13 protein-coding genes and 3 tRNA genes are annotated in these 15,674 nt (G+C 45.6%); 13 read left to right on the top strand and 3 right to left on the bottom strand.

Going from position 1 to position 15,674, the window contains the following annotated elements; genetic code table 11:
* Nucleotides 1-21 precede the first annotated feature (21 nt).
* The 13 genes from IS446_RS02260 to IS446_RS02200 all read left to right on the top strand — a co-directional run bounded on the left by IS446_RS02260 (nucleotide 22) and on the right by IS446_RS02200 (nucleotide 13,427).
* Nucleotides 22-94 (top strand) — tRNA-Gly (locus tag IS446_RS02260).
* Between the two features lie 155 nt (nucleotides 95-249).
* Nucleotides 250-321 (top strand) — tRNA-Thr (locus IS446_RS02255).
* A gap of 55 nt (nucleotides 322-376) precedes the next feature.
* Nucleotides 377-1,564, top strand: a complete 1,188-nt coding sequence (tuf, locus tag IS446_RS02250) for an elongation factor Tu (protein WP_203058119.1) — start codon at nucleotides 377-379, stop codon at nucleotides 1,562-1,564.
* A 69-nt stretch (nucleotides 1,565-1,633) separates the two neighbouring features.
* A tRNA-Trp gene (locus IS446_RS02245) sits at nucleotides 1,634-1,704 on the top strand.
* Between the two features lie 22 nt (nucleotides 1,705-1,726).
* Complete coding sequence (secE, locus tag IS446_RS02240; RefSeq protein WP_203058118.1) at nucleotides 1,727-1,912, top strand: preprotein translocase subunit SecE; 186 nt, start codon at nucleotides 1,727-1,729, stop codon at nucleotides 1,910-1,912.
* A 27-nt stretch (nucleotides 1,913-1,939) separates the two neighbouring features.
* Complete coding sequence (gene nusG, locus IS446_RS02235; protein WP_203058117.1) at nucleotides 1,940-2,491, top strand: transcription termination/antitermination protein NusG; 552 nt, start codon at nucleotides 1,940-1,942, stop codon at nucleotides 2,489-2,491.
* 73 nt (nucleotides 2,492-2,564) lie between these two features.
* Nucleotides 2,565-3,002 (top strand): 50S ribosomal protein L11, encoded by a 438-nt coding sequence (gene rplK / locus IS446_RS02230; RefSeq protein ID WP_203058114.1) that lies wholly within the window; start codon nucleotides 2,565-2,567, stop codon nucleotides 3,000-3,002.
* Between the two features lie 19 nt (nucleotides 3,003-3,021).
* A complete protein-coding gene (gene rplA, locus IS446_RS02225) occupies nucleotides 3,022-3,711 on the top strand; it encodes a 50S ribosomal protein L1 (protein ID WP_203058112.1) in 690 nt (229 codons plus the stop codon).
* Nucleotides 3,712-3,736: 25 nt separating this feature from the next.
* Nucleotides 3,737-4,258, top strand: a complete 522-nt coding sequence (gene rplJ, locus IS446_RS02220) for a 50S ribosomal protein L10 (protein ID WP_203058111.1) — start codon at nucleotides 3,737-3,739, stop codon at nucleotides 4,256-4,258.
* A gap of 51 nt (nucleotides 4,259-4,309) precedes the next feature.
* The gene (gene rplL, locus IS446_RS02215) at nucleotides 4,310-4,687 is read left to right on the top strand and encodes a 50S ribosomal protein L7/L12 (protein ID WP_203058110.1); all 378 of its coding nucleotides are present in this window, start codon (nucleotides 4,310-4,312) and stop codon (nucleotides 4,685-4,687) included.
* Nucleotides 4,688-4,823: 136 nt separating this feature from the next.
* Nucleotides 4,824-8,633: a DNA-directed RNA polymerase subunit beta gene (gene rpoB / locus IS446_RS02210; protein WP_203058109.1), complete on the top strand. Its 3,810-nt coding sequence runs from the start codon at nucleotides 4,824-4,826 to the stop codon at nucleotides 8,631-8,633.
* A gap of 83 nt (nucleotides 8,634-8,716) precedes the next feature.
* Nucleotides 8,717-13,018, top strand: coding sequence for a DNA-directed RNA polymerase subunit beta' (gene rpoC, locus IS446_RS02205; protein ID WP_203058108.1), 4,302 nt, complete (start codon nucleotides 8,717-8,719; stop codon nucleotides 13,016-13,018).
* A 94-nt stretch (nucleotides 13,019-13,112) separates the two neighbouring features.
* Nucleotides 13,113-13,427, top strand: coding sequence for a DUF3467 domain-containing protein (locus IS446_RS02200; RefSeq protein WP_203058107.1), 315 nt, complete (start codon nucleotides 13,113-13,115; stop codon nucleotides 13,425-13,427).
* A gap of 186 nt (nucleotides 13,428-13,613) precedes the next feature.
* On the opposite strand, the gene IS446_RS02195 is transcribed toward IS446_RS02200, so the two are convergent.
* The 3 genes from IS446_RS02195 to IS446_RS02185 all read right to left on the bottom strand — a co-directional run bounded on the left by IS446_RS02195 (nucleotide 13,614) and on the right by IS446_RS02185 (nucleotide 15,582).
* On the bottom strand, nucleotides 13,614-14,090 hold the full coding sequence (locus tag IS446_RS02195) for a cupin domain-containing protein (protein WP_203058106.1): 477 nt from the start codon (nucleotides 14,088-14,090) through the stop codon (nucleotides 13,614-13,616).
* Between the two features lie 143 nt (nucleotides 14,091-14,233).
* Nucleotides 14,234-14,959 (bottom strand): DUF998 domain-containing protein, encoded by a 726-nt coding sequence (locus IS446_RS02190; RefSeq protein WP_203058104.1) that lies wholly within the window; start codon nucleotides 14,957-14,959, stop codon nucleotides 14,234-14,236.
* Nucleotides 14,960-15,090: 131 nt separating this feature from the next.
* The gene (locus IS446_RS02185; RefSeq protein ID WP_203058102.1) at nucleotides 15,091-15,582 is read right to left on the bottom strand and encodes a metallophosphoesterase family protein; all 492 of its coding nucleotides are present in this window, start codon (nucleotides 15,580-15,582) and stop codon (nucleotides 15,091-15,093) included.
* Between the last annotated feature and the right edge of the window lie 92 nt (nucleotides 15,583-15,674).

Below are 15,674 nucleotides of genomic sequence, written 5' to 3'. Positions count from 1 at the left end.
TTTAAAATTTGTTTGTATCAGGCGGGAGTAGCTCAGTTGGTAGAGCGTCAGCCTTCCAAGCTGAATGTCGCGAGTTCGAACCTCGTCTCCCGCTCAAAAAATCTTACCGGACTTTAACTAGTTTCGGTTTTCTAAAGTGCTTAAAGAGTTTTATATTTGTGCACCTTTTGAGGGTGCATAAAACTTAAAGAGCCTTTTGTGTTTCCAAAGCCGGCCGTTTAGGCGGGCATTTTTGGTAAATACTAATCAGCCGATGTAGCTCAGGGGTAGAGCGCTTCCTTGGTAAGGAAGAGGTCACGAGTTCAACTCTCGTCATTGGCTCTTGTTGCGTTTAAATTTGAACACTAATATATAACTAAGATTAAATTATTAAATCATGGCAAAGGAAACTTTTGATCGTTCCAAACCGCACTTAAATATAGGTACTATTGGACACGTAGATCACGGTAAAACTACTTTGACCGCTGCCATTACTAAGGTATTGGCAGACGCTGGTCTTTCTGAGACTCGTTCATTCGATTCTATCGATAACGCGCCTGAGGAAAAAGAGAGAGGTATTACTATTAACACTTCACACGTGGAGTATCAGACTGAGAATCGTCACTATGCGCACGTTGACTGTCCTGGTCACGCCGACTACGTGAAGAACATGGTAACTGGTGCTGCTCAGATGGACGGAGCTATCCTGGTAGTTGCTGCTACTGATGGTCCTATGCCACAAACTCGTGAGCACATCCTTCTTGGACGTCAGGTAGGTGTTCCAAGAATCGTTGTATTCCTTAACAAAGTGGATATGGTAGACGATGAGGAGCTTCTCGAGCTTGTTGAGATGGAGGTTAGAGAACTTCTTTCTTTCTACGAGTACGATGGAGATAACGGACCTGTAGTTTCAGGATCTGCTCTTGGTGCTCTTAACGGAGAGCAGAAGTGGGTAGATACAGTTATGGAGCTTATGGCTGCTGTTGATAGCTGGATCGAACTTCCTGAGCGTGATGTAGATAAGGATTTCCTTATGCCTGTTGAGGACGTATTCACCATTACTGGTCGTGGTACTGTAGCTACCGGACGTATCGAGTCTGGAGTTGCTAACACTGGTGATCCTGTAGAGATCATTGGTATGGGAGCTGAAAAGCTTACTTCTACCATCACCGGGGTTGAGATGTTCCGTAAGATCCTTGACAGAGGTGAAGCTGGAGATAACGTAGGTATCCTTCTTAGAGGTATTGAGAAATCAGACATCAAGAGAGGTATGGTTATCTGTAAGCCAGGTTCAATTACTCCTCACGCTAAATTCAAAGCAGAGGTGTATATCCTGAAAAAAGAAGAAGGTGGTCGTCACACTCCATTCCACAACAACTACCGTCCTCAGTTCTACGTTCGTACAACTGACGTAACAGGAACAATTTCACTTCCTGACGGAGTAGAGATGGTAATGCCAGGTGATAACCTTACTATTACTGTAGATCTTCTTTCTCCAATCGCACTTAACAAAGGTCTTCGCTTCGCGATCCGTGAAGGTGGTAGAACTGTAGGTGCTGGTCAGGTTACTGAGATCTTAGACTAAGTTCTTTATAGATATATTTCAGGTTAAGGGTATCCTGTCGTAAGATGGGATGCCTTTAAACTTGAATAGACGGGTGTAGTTCAAGGGTAGAATAGCGGTCTCCAAAACCGTTGATGGGAGTTCGAATCTCTCCACCCGTGCGAATAGTTAGACAATTGTACTATGGTTAATTATATAAAAGAGTCGTTCGAAGAGTTAAAATCGAATGTATCATGGCCGAGCTGGGCTGAAGGACAGAACCTGATGGTGGTAGTAGCTGTGTTTTCGATTCTCTTTGCACTGGCAATATGGGGAATAGATACGGTGTTTAGTAAGGCCATAAGTTTCTATTTCGGTTTAATCAACTAAGAATTATTTTAAAGCATTTCTATTGCAATGGCAGAAGCATTAGCTAAACAATGGTACGTGGTTAGAGCCGTAAGCGGTCAGGAAAACAAAGTGAAAGGATACATCGAGCAAGAGGTAGAGCGTCACGGTTATGCTGACTATGTGGATGAAGTGCTGGTGCCAACAGAGAAAGTAATTCAGATCCGTAACGGGAAAAAGATCAGCAAAGAGCGTGTGTATTTCCCGGGATACGTTATGGTGAAGGCCAACCTCGGTGGTGAAGTTGTTCACGTGATAAAATCGATCACCGGCGTTATTGGTTTTCTCGGGGAGGTAAAAGGAGGAGATCCTGTTCCGTTGAGAAAATCGGAAGTGAATCGTATGTTAGGTAAGGTCGATGAGCTTACTGTTAAAACTGACAATGTTGCGATTCCTTACGTCATAGGTGAAACCGTTAAGGTTGTTGACGGGCCGTTCAACGGCTTCAACGGAACTGTTGAGAAGGTAAATGAAGAAAAGCGTAAGCTGGAAGTGATGGTGAAGATCTTCGGAAGAAAGACGCCGCTGGAGCTCAGCTATATGCAAGTAGAGAAGATATAATTGTTACATTATATACCAGATGCGCCTGGCTTCCAATTGGGCGTTTCGAATTTTTAAATTGAACTATTAAACAATGGCAAAAGAAGTTAGTAAAGTAGTTAAGCTACAAGTTAGGGGAGGTGCTGCGAATCCGTCGCCACCGGTTGGACCCGCTCTAGGTGCTGCCGGCGTTAACATCATGGAGTTCTGTAAGCAGTTTAATGCTCGTACACAGGACAAACAAGGTAAAGTTTTACCTGTTGTTATCACGGTTTACTCTGATAAGTCATTCGACTTCGTTGTAAAGACACCGCCAGCGGCAGTTCAGCTCATGGAAGCGGCTAAGGTTAAAAAAGGTTCAGGAGAGCCAAACCGTAAGAAAGTAGCAAGCGTAACCTGGGATCAGGTACGTGCTATCGCAGAAGACAAAATGCAGGATCTTAATGCGTTTACCGTAGAATCAGCTATGAGCATGGTTGCAGGTACCGCAAGATCAATGGGTCTAACGGTTTCAGGTGAAAGACCTTTTTAAATCTTAAAAGTATCTGGAAATGGCAAGATTAACGAAAAAACAAAAAGAGGCAGCTGCTAAGATCGACAGAAGTAAATTGTACTCTGTTTCTGAAGCGTCTCAATTAGTAAAAGATATCACTAACGTAAACTTTGATGCATCTGTAGATATCGCTGTACGTCTTGGAGTAGATCCACGTAAGGCTAACCAAATGGTTAGAGGGGTTGTTACCCTTCCTCACGGTACAGGGAAAGATGTTAAGGTTCTTGCGCTTGTTACTCCTGATAAGGAGGCTGAAGCAAAAGAAGCTGGTGCAGACTATGTTGGATTAGATGAGTATCTACAAAAGATCAAAGACGGTTGGACAGATGTTGATGTGATCATCACTATGCCAAGCGTTATGGGTAAACTTGGGCCACTCGGACGTATCCTCGGACCAAGAGGTTTGATGCCTAACCCAAAGACCGGTACGGTTACTATGGATGTAGCTAAGGCGGTAGGAGAAGTTAAAGCTGGTAAGATCGACTTCAAAGTAGATAAGACCGGAATCGTACACGCTTCTATCGGTAAAGCATCTTTCTCTGCTGAGAAGATCGCCGGAAACGCGAACGAATTAATTCAAACTTTAATTAAGCTTAAGCCAACTGCGGCTAAGGGTACTTACATCAAGAGCATCGCTATGTCGAGCACGATGAGTCCCGGAGTGCCTGTTGATCCTAAAGCAGTTTAATTGGCAGTTATAAATTTTTGAGATCATGACTAGAGAAGAAAAGTTAACGGTAATAGAAGATTTGACTGCACAGTTAGCTGATAGTGGGGTGATCTACCTCGCAGATATATCAGGATTAGACGCTCAAACAACCTCTAACCTAAGAAGAGCTTGTTTTAAAGCGAACATCAAACTCGCAGTTGTTAAGAATACCTTGCTTGCAAAAGCAATGGAAGCTTCTGATAAGGATTTCGGAGAACTTCCTTCTACCTTGAAAGGAAATACCTCTCTGATGCTTTCGGAAACTGGAAATGCTCCGGCGAAGCTGATCAAGAATTTCAGAAAGAAATCTGAAAAACCTCTACTTAAAGGTGCCTTCATCGAAGAGGCTATCTTTATCGGAGACGAGCAGCTTGAGACCCTGGTAGCGATCAAGTCGAAAGAAGAAGTTATCGGAGATATCATCGGATTGCTACAATCACCTGCTAAGAACGTTATTAGCGGACTTAAGAGTGGTGGTGGTAAACTGGCAGGTATCCTGAAGACCCTTTCAGAAAAAGAGTCCTAAGAACGCACTTTAAACTATTATATTAAAAATTTACATTAAAAACGATAGAAAATGGCAGATTTGAAAGATTTTGCAGAACAATTGGTTAACCTAACCGTTAAAGAAGTAAACGAGTTAGCTGACATCCTTAAAGAAGAATATGGTATCGAGCCTGCTGCTGCTGCAGTAGCTGTTGCTGGTGGTGCTGCCGCTGGTGGTGGAGAAGCTGCTGAGGAGAAAACTGAATTTGACGTTATCCTTAAGTCAGCTGGATCATCTAAGCTTGCTGTTGTTAAGCTTGTAAAAGAGCTTACCGGTCTTGGGCTTAAAGATGCTAAAGAAATGGTAGATGGCGCTCCTAAAGCTATCAAAGAAGGTATCTCTAAAGACGAGGCTGAAGGTCTTAAGAAGTCTTTAGAAGAGGCTGGTGCTGAAGTAGAAGTGAAGTAATTTTGCTCTACAGCGCAAGCTGTAAAAATACGGTTTAGGTCTTACCCCGAAAGTGGGGTTTAGACCTAAACCCTTTTGCGTATATATATTTATATGCGTAAGTTAACGTTTATTTTAATCATAATACTGTCCATTGATGTTCACAAATCAGACTGAAAGAATTAATTTCGCCTCAGCAAAAAGCACTCCGGACTACCCGGATTTCTTGGACATTCAGATTAAGTCGTTCCAGGACTTCTTCCAGCTGGAAACCAAATCTGAAGAGCGAGGTAACGAAGGTCTTTACAACACCTTCATGGAGAACTTCCCCATTACTGATACGCGCAATCAATTTGTACTCGAATTCTTAGACTACTTTATTGATCCTCCACGTTACTCCATCCAGGAGTGTATCGAAAGAGGACTTACCTACAGTGTACCCCTTAAAGCTCGTCTTAAGCTCTATTGTACAGATCCTGAGCACGAAGATTTCGAAACGATCGTGCAAGACGTATATCTGGGAACGATCCCTTACATGACTCCCAGTGGTACTTTTGTGATCAATGGAGCAGAGCGTGTGGTAGTGTCTCAGTTGCACCGTTCACCAGGTGTGTTCTTTGGACAATCATTCCACGCGAACGGTACCAAACTATATTCGGCCAGGGTAATTCCTTTTAAAGGTTCATGGATCGAATTCGCGACCGATATCAACAGCGTGATGTACGCCTATATCGATCGTAAAAAGAAATTACCGGTAACTACCCTTTTCCGCGCTATCGGATTCGAGCGTGATAAGGACATCCTTGAGATCTTTGACCTTGCAGAAGAGGTTAAGGTGACTAAGACCGGACTTAAGAAAGTACTCGGACGTAAACTTGCGGCCCGTGTGCTTAAAACATGGCATGAAGATTTTGTAGACGAGGATACAGGTGAGGTTGTATCGATCGAACGTAACGAGATCATCCTTGACAGGGATACCATCCTTGAGAAAGATCACCTAGACGAGATCCTGGATACCGATGTGAAGACCATTCTTCTTCACAAGGAGGATAGCCAGACCGGAGATTATGCCATTATTTACAATACCCTCCAAAAAGACCCTACAAACTCTGAAAAAGAGGCTGTAGAACATATATACAGACAGCTGCGTAATGCAGAACCGCCAGATGAGGAAACCGCTCGTGGTATCATCGATAAGCTCTTCTTCTCTGATCAGCGTTACAACCTCGGTGAGGTAGGACGTTACAGAATGAACAAGAAGCTCGGTCTTGATATCGATATGGATAAGCAGGTGCTTACCAAGCAGGATATCATTACCATTATCAAGTACCTTATCGAGCTTATAAACTCTAAGGCAGAGATCGATGATATCGACCACCTTTCCAACCGTCGTGTACGTACTGTTGGAGAGCAGCTTTCTACCCAGTTCGGTGTAGGATTGGCTCGTATGGCGAGAACGATCCGCGAACGAATGAACGTTCGTGATAACGAGGTGTTTACACCTATCGATCTGATCAACGCCAAGACCCTGTCGTCGGTGATCAACTCGTTCTTCGGAACCAACCAGTTGTCTCAGTTCATGGACCAGACCAACCCGCTGGCAGAGATCACGCACAAGCGTCGTCTTTCTGCACTCGGACCAGGTGGTCTTTCCAGAGAACGCGCAGGATTCGAGGTGCGTGACGTTCACTATACGCACTACGGTCGTCTTTGTCCGATCGAAACCCCTGAAGGACCGAACATTGGTCTGATCTCTTCTCTTTCTGTATTCGCGAAAGTGAACAATATGGGATTCATCGAAACCCCTTACCGTACGGTTAAGGAAGGTAAGGTGAACCTCGGTGAAGTGCTTTACCTGAGTGCGGAAGAAGAAGAAGGTAAGAAAATTGCTCAGGCAAACATTCCATTGACAGACGATGGGACTATTGAAAATGATAAGGTTATTGCACGTGAGGAAGGTGACTTCCCGGTGGTTGATCCTTCAGAGGTAGACTACACCGACGTTGCTCCTAACCAGATCGCTTCCATCTCGGCATCGCTTATTCCGTTCCTGGAACACGATGATGCGAACCGTGCCCTGATGGGATCCAACATGATGCGCCAGGCAGTACCGCTTTTGCGTCCTGATTCACCTATCGTAGGTACCGGATTAGAGCGTCAGGTAGCCTCAGATTCGAGGGTACTTGTAAATGCTGAAGGCGACGGAGAAGTAGATTACGTAGATGCAAAGAAAATTGTGATCAAGTACGATCGTACCGATACGGACAGATTGGTAAGTTTCGACGATGATTACAAGACCTATGATCTCGTAAAATTCCGTAAGACCAACCAGGGTACCTCTATTAACCTGAAGCCTAACGTAAGGAAAGGCGATCGCGTTAAGAAAGGACAGGTACTTTGTGAAGGGTATGCTACACAGCAAGGAGAACTTGCACTAGGTAGAAACCTTCAGGTGGCCTTCATGCCTTGGAAAGGATATAACTTCGAGGATGCGATCGTGATCTCAGAGAAGGTGGTAAGAGAAGATATCTTTACTTCGATCCACATCGATGAGTACTCGCTTGAAGTGAGAGATACCAAACTCGGAGCAGAGGAGCTTACCAACGATATTCCTAACGTATCGGAAGAAGCGACCAAGGAACTCGATGAGAACGGTATGATCAGAATCGGAGCCGAGGTAACCCCTGGCGACATTCTTATCGGTAAGATCACTCCTAAGGGAGAATCTGATCCGACTCCTGAAGAAAAACTGCTTCGCGCCATCTTTGGTGATAAGGCAGGTGATGTTAAAGACGCCTCTCTTAAGGCTTCTCCATCGCTTAACGGGGTAGTTATCGACAAGAAGTTGTTCTCGAGAGCTATTAAAGACAAGCGCAAGCGCGCTAAGGATAAGGAAGATATCGCGAAACTGGAACTGGAATACGAAACCAAGTTCAGTCAGCTGAAAGATGTATTGGTAGAAAAACTGTTCTCTATTGTAAACGGTAAGACCTCGCAAGGGGTATTTAACGACCTTGGAGAAGAGGTACTTCCAAAAGGGAAAAAGTACACCCTGAAGATGCTTAACGCCGTAGACGATTTCGCCCACCTGGTGAGCGGAACCTGGACTACCGACGATGAGACCAATGCATTGATCAATGATCTTCTGCACAACTATAAGATCAAATTGAATGACCTGCAAGGGGCACTGAGAAGAGATAAGTTTACCATCTCTGTCGGTGATGAACTTCCTGCAGGGATCATGAAGCTTGCTAAGGTTTATATCGCCAAAAAGCGTAAGCTTAAAGTAGGTGATAAGATGGCAGGACGCCACGGTAACAAGGGTATTGTAGCGCGTATCGTACGTGAGGAGGATATGCCGTTCTTAGAAGACGGTACTCCTGTAGATATCGTTCTTAACCCACTAGGGGTACCATCGCGTATGAACATCGGACAGATCTATGAGACCGTTCTTGGATGGGCTGGTAAGAAACTCGGTAAGAAGTTTGCTACCCCGATCTTTGACGGAGCATCTCTGGATCAGATCAATGAACTTACAGATGAGGCCGGAATTCCACGTTTCGGTCACACCCACCTCTACGACGGAGGTACCGGGGAGCGTTTTGACCAGGCTGCTACAGTTGGTGTGATTTACATGCTTAAACTAGGTCACATGGTGGATGATAAGATGCACGCCCGTTCTATCGGACCATACTCGCTCATTACCCAACAACCTCTTGGAGGTAAAGCACAGTTCGGGGGTCAGCGTTTTGGTGAGATGGAGGTGTGGGCCCTTGAGGCTTACGGTGCATCGAGCACGCTTAGAGAGATCTTGACCGTTAAATCTGATGATGTAATTGGTAGAGCCAAGACTTACGAGTCGATCGTAAAAGGAGAAACCATGCCGGAACCGGGATTACCTGAATCGTTCAATGTATTGATGCATGAACTTAAAGGTCTCGGACTCGACATCAGATTAGAAGAATAAATTTTGGATCGCTGTCTCCTTTACCGGGGACAGCGGTTTAAAACGTAATTTAAATTACACTTAATTCATTATCACCATTTATTATGGCTAGAAATAAAGATAAGAATACAGTACAGAGATTTAACAAGATCTCGATCGGTCTGTCATCTCCCGAAGCCATTCTGGCGGAATCCAGAGGAGAGGTGCTCAAGCCGGAAACCATTAACTACCGTACCCATAAGCCAGAGCGTGACGGTCTGTTCTGTGAGCGCATCTTTGGTCCTGTAAAGGATTATGAGTGTGCCTGCGGTAAGTATAAGCGAATTCGTTACAAGGGTATTGTTTGTGATCGATGTGGAGTTGAAGTTACCGAGAAAAAGGTACGTAGAGACAGAGTAGGTCACATTAACCTGGTAGTACCTGTAGCACATATCTGGTATTTCCGTTCCTTACCAAACAAGATTGGTTACCTTCTTGGGTTGCCATCCAAGAAACTTGATATGATCATTTACTACGAGCGTTACGTAGTAATTCAACCCGGTATCGCTAAGAATGCCGACGGTGATCCTGTTGAGAAAATGGACTTCCTTACTGAAGAGGAGTACCTGAACATTCTCGACTCGATCCCTATGGAGAACCAGTACCTGGACGACTCCGATCCGAACAAGTTCATCGCTAAGATGGGAGCTGAGTGTTTGATCGAACTGCTTCAACGCATCGATCTTGACGCCCTTTCATATGAGCTGAGACACAAAGCACACAACGAAACCTCGAAGCAGCGTAAGACCGAAGCGCTTAAGCGTCTTCAGGTAGTTGAGGCTTTCCGTGATTCTCAGAAGAACCGCGAAAACAATCCGGAGTGGATGATCATGAAGGTGGTTCCTGTAATTCCGCCGGAATTACGTCCGTTGGTGCCACTTGACGGTGGTCGTTTTGCGACTTCCGATCTGAATGACCTCTACAGAAGGGTGATCATCAGAAACAATCGTTTGAAGCGTCTTATGGAGATCAAAGCTCCTGAGGTGATCCTTAGAAACGAGAAGCGTATGCTGCAGGAATCTGTAGACTCGCTCTTCGACAACACCCGTAAGTCTTCTGCGGTTAAAACAGAATCAAACAGACCACTTAAATCACTTTCAGACTCCCTGAAAGGTAAGCAAGGTCGTTTCCGTCAGAACCTCCTCGGTAAGCGTGTTGACTATTCGGCACGTTCGGTTATCGTTGTAGGTCCTGAGCTGAAACTCTATGAGTGTGGTCTGCCTAAGAATATGGCTGCCGAGCTTTACAAGCCTTTCGTGATCAGAAAGCTTATCGAAAGAGGTATTGTGAAGACCGTTAAGTCGGCCAAGAAAATTATCGACAAGCGCGAGCCTGTAGTTTGGGATATCCTTGAGAACGTACTTAAAGGACATCCGGTACTGCTTAACCGGGCCCCCACACTTCACCGTTTGGGTATCCAGGCCTTCCAGCCTAAATTGATCGAAGGAAAAGCGATCCAGCTGCACCCGTTAGTATGTACGGCATTTAACGCCGACTTTGACGGTGACCAGATGGCTGTTCACCTTCCGTTAGGACCGGAGGCGATCCTGGAAGCACAGTTATTGATGCTTGCCTCTCACAACATCCTGAACCCTGCGAATGGTTCGCCAATTACCGTACCTTCACAGGATATGGTACTGGGGCTGTACTATATGACCAAAGGTCGTAGGTCGACCCCTGAGCAGCCGATCAAAGGAGAAGGACTTACCTTCTATTCTGCAGAAGAGGTGAATATCGCCTTCAATGAGAAGCGTGTTGCCCTGAACGCCTTTGTAAAAGTGCGTGCCAAGGACTTCAACGAAGAGGGAGAGCTTGTTTACAAGATCATTGAAACTACCGTAGGACGTATCCTGTTCAACCAGGTGGTGCCTGAGAGTGCCGGGTTCGTTAACGAACTGCTGACCAAGAAATCGCTTCGTGATATTATTGGTAACATCCTTAAGGCTACCGACGTACCTACAACTGCCGATTTCCTTGATAAGATCAAGAACATGGGATACAACTTCGCATTCAAAGGCGGATTGTCATTCTCACTTGGAGATATCATCATTCCTGCAGAAAAGCAGGGTATGATCGAGGAGGCCAACGGCCAGGTAGACGGTATTATGATGAACTATAACATGGGTCTTATCACTAATAACGAGCGTTATAACCAGGTGATCGACGTATGGACCTCTACCAATGCCATGCTTACCGAGCTTGCCATGAAGCGTATCCGCGAGGATAACCAAGGATTTAACTCGGTATTTATGATGCTTGACTCGGGAGCGAGGGGATCTAAAGAGCAGATCCGTCAGCTTACCGGGATGCGAGGTCTGATGGCAAAACCGAAGAAATCGACTGCCGGTGGTGGTGAAATTATTGAGAACCCCATCCTTTCGAACTTTAAGGAAGGTCTTTCCATCCTCGAGTACTTTATTTCGACTCACGGTGCCCGTAAAGGACTTGCGGATACGGCACTTAAGACGGCAGATGCAGGTTATCTGACCCGTCGTCTGGTTGACGTTTCACAAGACGTTATCGTGAACTCAGAAGATTGTGGTACGCTTAGAGGTGTGGAGGTTGCTCCATTGAAGAAGAACGAAGAAGTGGTAGAAAGCCTTGGAGAACGTATCCTCGGTCGTGTATCGCTTCACGATGTATACGATCCGCTTACCGAAGAACTCCTTGTTGGAGCAGGTGAAGAGATCGATGAGGTAACGATGAAAAAGATCGAAGCTTCTCCGGTTGAGCGCGTAGAAGTGCGTTCGCCACTTACCTGTGAGGCTAAGCAGGGAATTTGTTCTAAGTGTTACGGACGAAACCTGGCTACCGGTAAGATGGTTCAGCGAGGTGAGGCTGTAGGTGTTGTAGCTGCCCAGTCTATTGGGGAGCCCGGAACACAGCTTACACTGCGTACCTTCCACGTAGGGGGTATTGCGGGGAACATCTCTGAGGAGAACAAGATCATTGCCCGCTTCAAGTCGAAGATCGAGATCGAGGACCTGAAGACCGTAAAAGGAGAAGACAGCGAAGGAAACAAAGTGGATATCGTGATCTCCAGAACGGCAGAGGTGAAATTTATCGATGAGAAAACCGGAATTACCCTGGGTACCAACAACGTACCTTACGGTTCGCAGATCTTCGTTAAAGAAGGTCAGACCCTTGAGAAAGGTGATGTGGTTTGTCAGTGGGATCCGTATAACGCGGTGATCATCTCTGAATTCTCCGGAAACGTTGGTTATGAGAACATCGAGCAAGGTGTTACTTACCAGGTGGAGATCGATGAGCAAACCGGATTCCAGGAGAAGGTGATCTCTGAATCGAGAAACAAGAAACTCATCCCGACCCTGCATATTAAAGATGCAAAAGGAGAAGTGATGCGTTCCTATAACCTTCCTGTTGGTGCTCACCTTATGGTAGATGACAACGAGAAGATCAAAGAAGGTAAGATCCTTGTTAAGATCCCTCGTAAGTCGTCTAAGGCAGGAGATATTACCGGTGGTCTTCCAAGGGTAACCGAGCTTTTCGAAGCGCGTAACCCATCGAACCCGGCCGTAGTATCAGAGATCGACGGTGTGGTTTCATTCGGTAAGATCAAGCGTGGTAACCGCGAGATCATCGTTGAGTCTAAACTCGGAGAGATCAAGAAGTACCTTGTTAAACTCTCTAACCAGATCCTCGTACAGGAGAACGACTACGTTCGTGCCGGTATGCCGCTATCAGACGGTTCGGTAACTCCTGAGGATATCCTGAGAATTAAAGGGCCTTCTGCCGTACAACAGTACCTGGTGAACGAAGTACAGGAAGTATATCGTTTACAAGGGGTGAAGATCAACGATAAGCACTTTGAGGTGGTTGTTCGCCAGATGATGCGTAAAGTACGAATCAATGATTCGGGAGATACCATCTTCCTCGAGCAACAACTGGTTCACAAAGACGACTTTATCGAAGAGAACGACAGGATCTTTGGAATGAAAGTGGTAGAAGATGCAGGAGATTCAGAAAGACTGAAGCCTGGTCAGATCATTACGCCACGTGAACTCAGAGATGAGAACTCTATCCTGAGACGTGCAGATAAGGCACTGGTAACGGCAAGAGAAGCTGTTCCTGCAGTAGCAACGCCAATTCTGCAAGGTATTACCAGAGCGTCGCTGCAAACCAAATCGTTCATCTCAGCGGCTTCCTTCCAGGAAACCACTAAGGTACTTAACGAGGCTGCAGTAAACGGTAAGGTAGATAACCTTGAAGGACTCAAAGAGAACGTGATCGTTGGTCATAAGATCCCAGCCGGTACCGGTATGAGAGACTATGATAACATCATCGTAGGATCTAAGGAAGAATACGAAGAGATCATGGCGCATAAGAAGCCGGAAGTGAACTTCTAAGATCATCCTTATATAATTTCAATGAATACCCCGGTTTTGGCCGGGGTATTTTTTTGGATTATACTTAACTTTAAACACAAATTAATACGTACCCATGAGCGATAAGAAAGAACAAAATAAAGGACAGATCAATATAGAACTCGACGAGCAGGTAGCAGAAGGAACTTATTCTAACCTGGCCATTATAAACCATTCGGTTTCGGAGTTCGTTGTAGATTTTGTGAACATCATGCCCGGAAAGCCTAAGGCTAAGGTAAAGAGCCGTATCATACTCACCCCACAACACGCCAAGCGTTTCTTAAAGGCGTTGGCCGATAACGTACACCGATTTGAGCAGGCTCACGGCGAGATCAAAGATTACGACCAGCCACCGGTGCCTATGAATTTTGGGCCTACGGGAGAGGCGTGATTTTGGAAGTGAGTAGGTAGTGGTTAGTAGTGGTTAGTAGTGGTTAGTAGTGAGTAGGTAAGGTTGCCTTACTTTGTATTCCTGTTTTTACCGCCTCTATTTTACAAGCCGTCTTTTCACGAGGTTTTCAGCCCTCTTTATTTCAAATTCCAGCACTTTCGGGAAGGAATACTACGGTAATGTAGATTACATGATAAAACGTACCCCATAATTTCCGCAGATCTCCGTGATCCTTGCAAAATCGGGTGGGCCTTCCGGGAGTGCACTGAGTTCCCGGAACATCCCTTCGATCCCTGATGGATAAATGCTTAGTGAAACCCTGGCAGGGCTGTCGCCACTTACGTGAAAGCCGTGTGGTGTTAGCGGAGGGAGGTAGATCATTTCTCCTGCCCTCAGGGTAAAGGTTTTTTTTGGCAGGGAAAAGATAACTTCTCCCGATTCTACTTTAAAGATCTCAGCTTCGTTTTCGTGAAAGTGCATAGGGATCTGAGTTCCCGGGAGGTTGTTTTGTTCCACCAGGGTAAATTTTCCGTCGGTGTCTTCCCCGGTAAGCTTTATGGTTTGATGGTCGCCCATGACGTTCAGGCGTAAGCCTTCGTCTTTCTTAACTATTTTGAAAGGATAGGTGTCTTTACCGCTGTTACCGCTTGCTGCTGTCTTCATGTACTCTGTTTTTTGAAAGCGGTTAGTTCAGGCGGATGCCCTTTGTTCGGGATAATAACCCCTGGGTGTTCGAAGATCGGAAAGGGGAGGAGTTGTTCAAATTTAGCTAAAAATAACCTATTATACCCTTTTCGAAGGTTTCTTTAGCGCATGTCCCCGGCCTGCGTCTGTTCAGCTCTGAATACCTCGGGAGCTCGTGCCGGAGGTCTTTTTATCAAGGTGTATACACAGGCAATAACCACCCACAGATCGCCCGCAGCAATATTTAGTCTTTGTAGCATACCTTTCCATTCATAGAGTACATTGTTCACTCCGTATTCTGCGGCAATGATCCCGGCCCAGAGGGTGGTAAAAGCGATAACGCCAATTATGCCGAGGATCAAAGCGATCTTGTAGATACGCGATCTATTGCCTTTTAGAAACCCGATACCATAAACAAAGGCTGAGAGGCTAAGCGATAGGGATGCAATAAAGCCGCAAAGCGCATGGACCATCATCTGGTTAGAAGCGATCTCGGGATCACATCCGGGCGGACAAGGGAACAGGCCTATTCCGATAAAGCTCACCCCGGCAACAGCCATATAGGCTGTTGATAATGCCGTTTCCCGGCCGGGCAATCGAAGTTGCAGGGCTTTGGACGCGATAATGGTAAAAGCTCCGAAAGCCATAAGGCTACCTGTGTTCATAAGATGCTCGTAAGCCATGCCTTCTGCAGATAGTTCGCTTATGAGTCCGGAGATCGGCGAATATCCGGGAGTAATAGCCCCGACAAGGTATACCAGAATATTTCTGAAGATCACACCAAAGATCCCTGAGGCAAGCATCAGGATGGTGAGGGTATTGGCAATATAGGTTTTGGTTTGGGGCATAAACACGCCGAATGTATCTATTTTTCATTTCTAAGAAAGTAAATGTCTTTGAAAAACAGGTTTTATCGGTGGCGTGTAAGGTTGCTAAAGATCTAACGAACAGGGTATATTAGCAACCCTCTCTGCAGTGGCTATTTTTCCATTTCCACGATCTCCAGGTCTTTGATCTCTTCCCCGTCGATATTAAAGCGCAACATGGTACGCACCTTGTGAAATCCGTGTTTCCCTGCGGCTCCCGGATTCATATGCAGTAGTCCCAGGCTTTTATCCCACATGACCTTCAGGATATGTGAATGGCCACAGATAAATAATTTAGGAGGGTCCTTTTTGATGGCCTCGCGAATGCGCCTGTCGTACCTGCCCGGATATCCGCCAATATGGGTGATCCACACATCGACGCCCTCGCACATAAACCGGTTGTTCTCGGGAAATTCGGTTCGGGCCTCGTGGTTGTCAATATTGCCCCAAACGGCGCGTAGTGGTTTTAGCTTCTTCAGGGTGTCGGTCACCGCAAGATCTCCAATATCGCCGGCATGCCACACCTCGTCTGCCTGGTTTGCGTATTTCAGGATCTTCTCGTCTATATGGCTGTGGGTATCTGATAAAAGAAGGATTCGGGTCATAAAACTTAAAAAATCATTAAATAAAGGGATGCAGTACAGTGAATGTTATATATTGAATAACTTTGCAGGTCTGTACAAAAGTAGCATTTTGC

This window comes from Robertkochia sediminum, assembly GCF_016786255.1.
Lineage (GTDB): Bacteria > Bacteroidota > Bacteroidia > Flavobacteriales > Flavobacteriaceae > Robertkochia > Robertkochia sediminum.
Note: the sequence above shows the minus strand (reverse complement) of the source record. Positions and strands in the feature narration are given on the sequence as shown.

Excerpts from the sequence above, each read along its gene's own strand:
- tuf (WP_203058119.1), top strand. The coding sequence starts at position 377 with ATGGCAAAGGAAACTTTTGATCGTTCCAAACCGCACTTAAATATAGGT.
- secE (WP_203058118.1), top strand. The coding sequence starts at position 1,727 with ATGGTTAATTATATAAAAGAGTCGTTCGAAGAGTTAAAATCGAATGTA.
- nusG (WP_203058117.1), top strand. The coding sequence starts at position 1,940 with ATGGCAGAAGCATTAGCTAAACAATGGTACGTGGTTAGAGCCGTAAGC.
- rplK (WP_203058114.1), top strand. The coding sequence starts at position 2,565 with ATGGCAAAAGAAGTTAGTAAAGTAGTTAAGCTACAAGTTAGGGGAGGT.
- rplA (WP_203058112.1), top strand. The coding sequence starts at position 3,022 with ATGGCAAGATTAACGAAAAAACAAAAAGAGGCAGCTGCTAAGATCGAC.
- rplJ (WP_203058111.1), top strand. The coding sequence starts at position 3,737 with ATGACTAGAGAAGAAAAGTTAACGGTAATAGAAGATTTGACTGCACAG.
- rplL (WP_203058110.1), top strand. The coding sequence starts at position 4,310 with ATGGCAGATTTGAAAGATTTTGCAGAACAATTGGTTAACCTAACCGTT.
- rpoB (WP_203058109.1), top strand. The coding sequence starts at position 4,824 with ATGTTCACAAATCAGACTGAAAGAATTAATTTCGCCTCAGCAAAAAGC.
- rpoC (WP_203058108.1), top strand. The coding sequence starts at position 8,717 with ATGGCTAGAAATAAAGATAAGAATACAGTACAGAGATTTAACAAGATC.
- IS446_RS02200 (WP_203058107.1), top strand. The coding sequence starts at position 13,113 with ATGAGCGATAAGAAAGAACAAAATAAAGGACAGATCAATATAGAACTC.
- IS446_RS02195 (WP_203058106.1), bottom strand. The coding sequence starts at position 14,090 with ATGAAGACAGCAGCAAGCGGTAACAGCGGTAAAGACACCTATCCTTTC.
- IS446_RS02190 (WP_203058104.1), bottom strand. The coding sequence starts at position 14,959 with ATGCCCCAAACCAAAACCTATATTGCCAATACCCTCACCATCCTGATG.
- IS446_RS02185 (WP_203058102.1), bottom strand. The coding sequence starts at position 15,582 with ATGACCCGAATCCTTCTTTTATCAGATACCCACAGCCATATAGACGAG.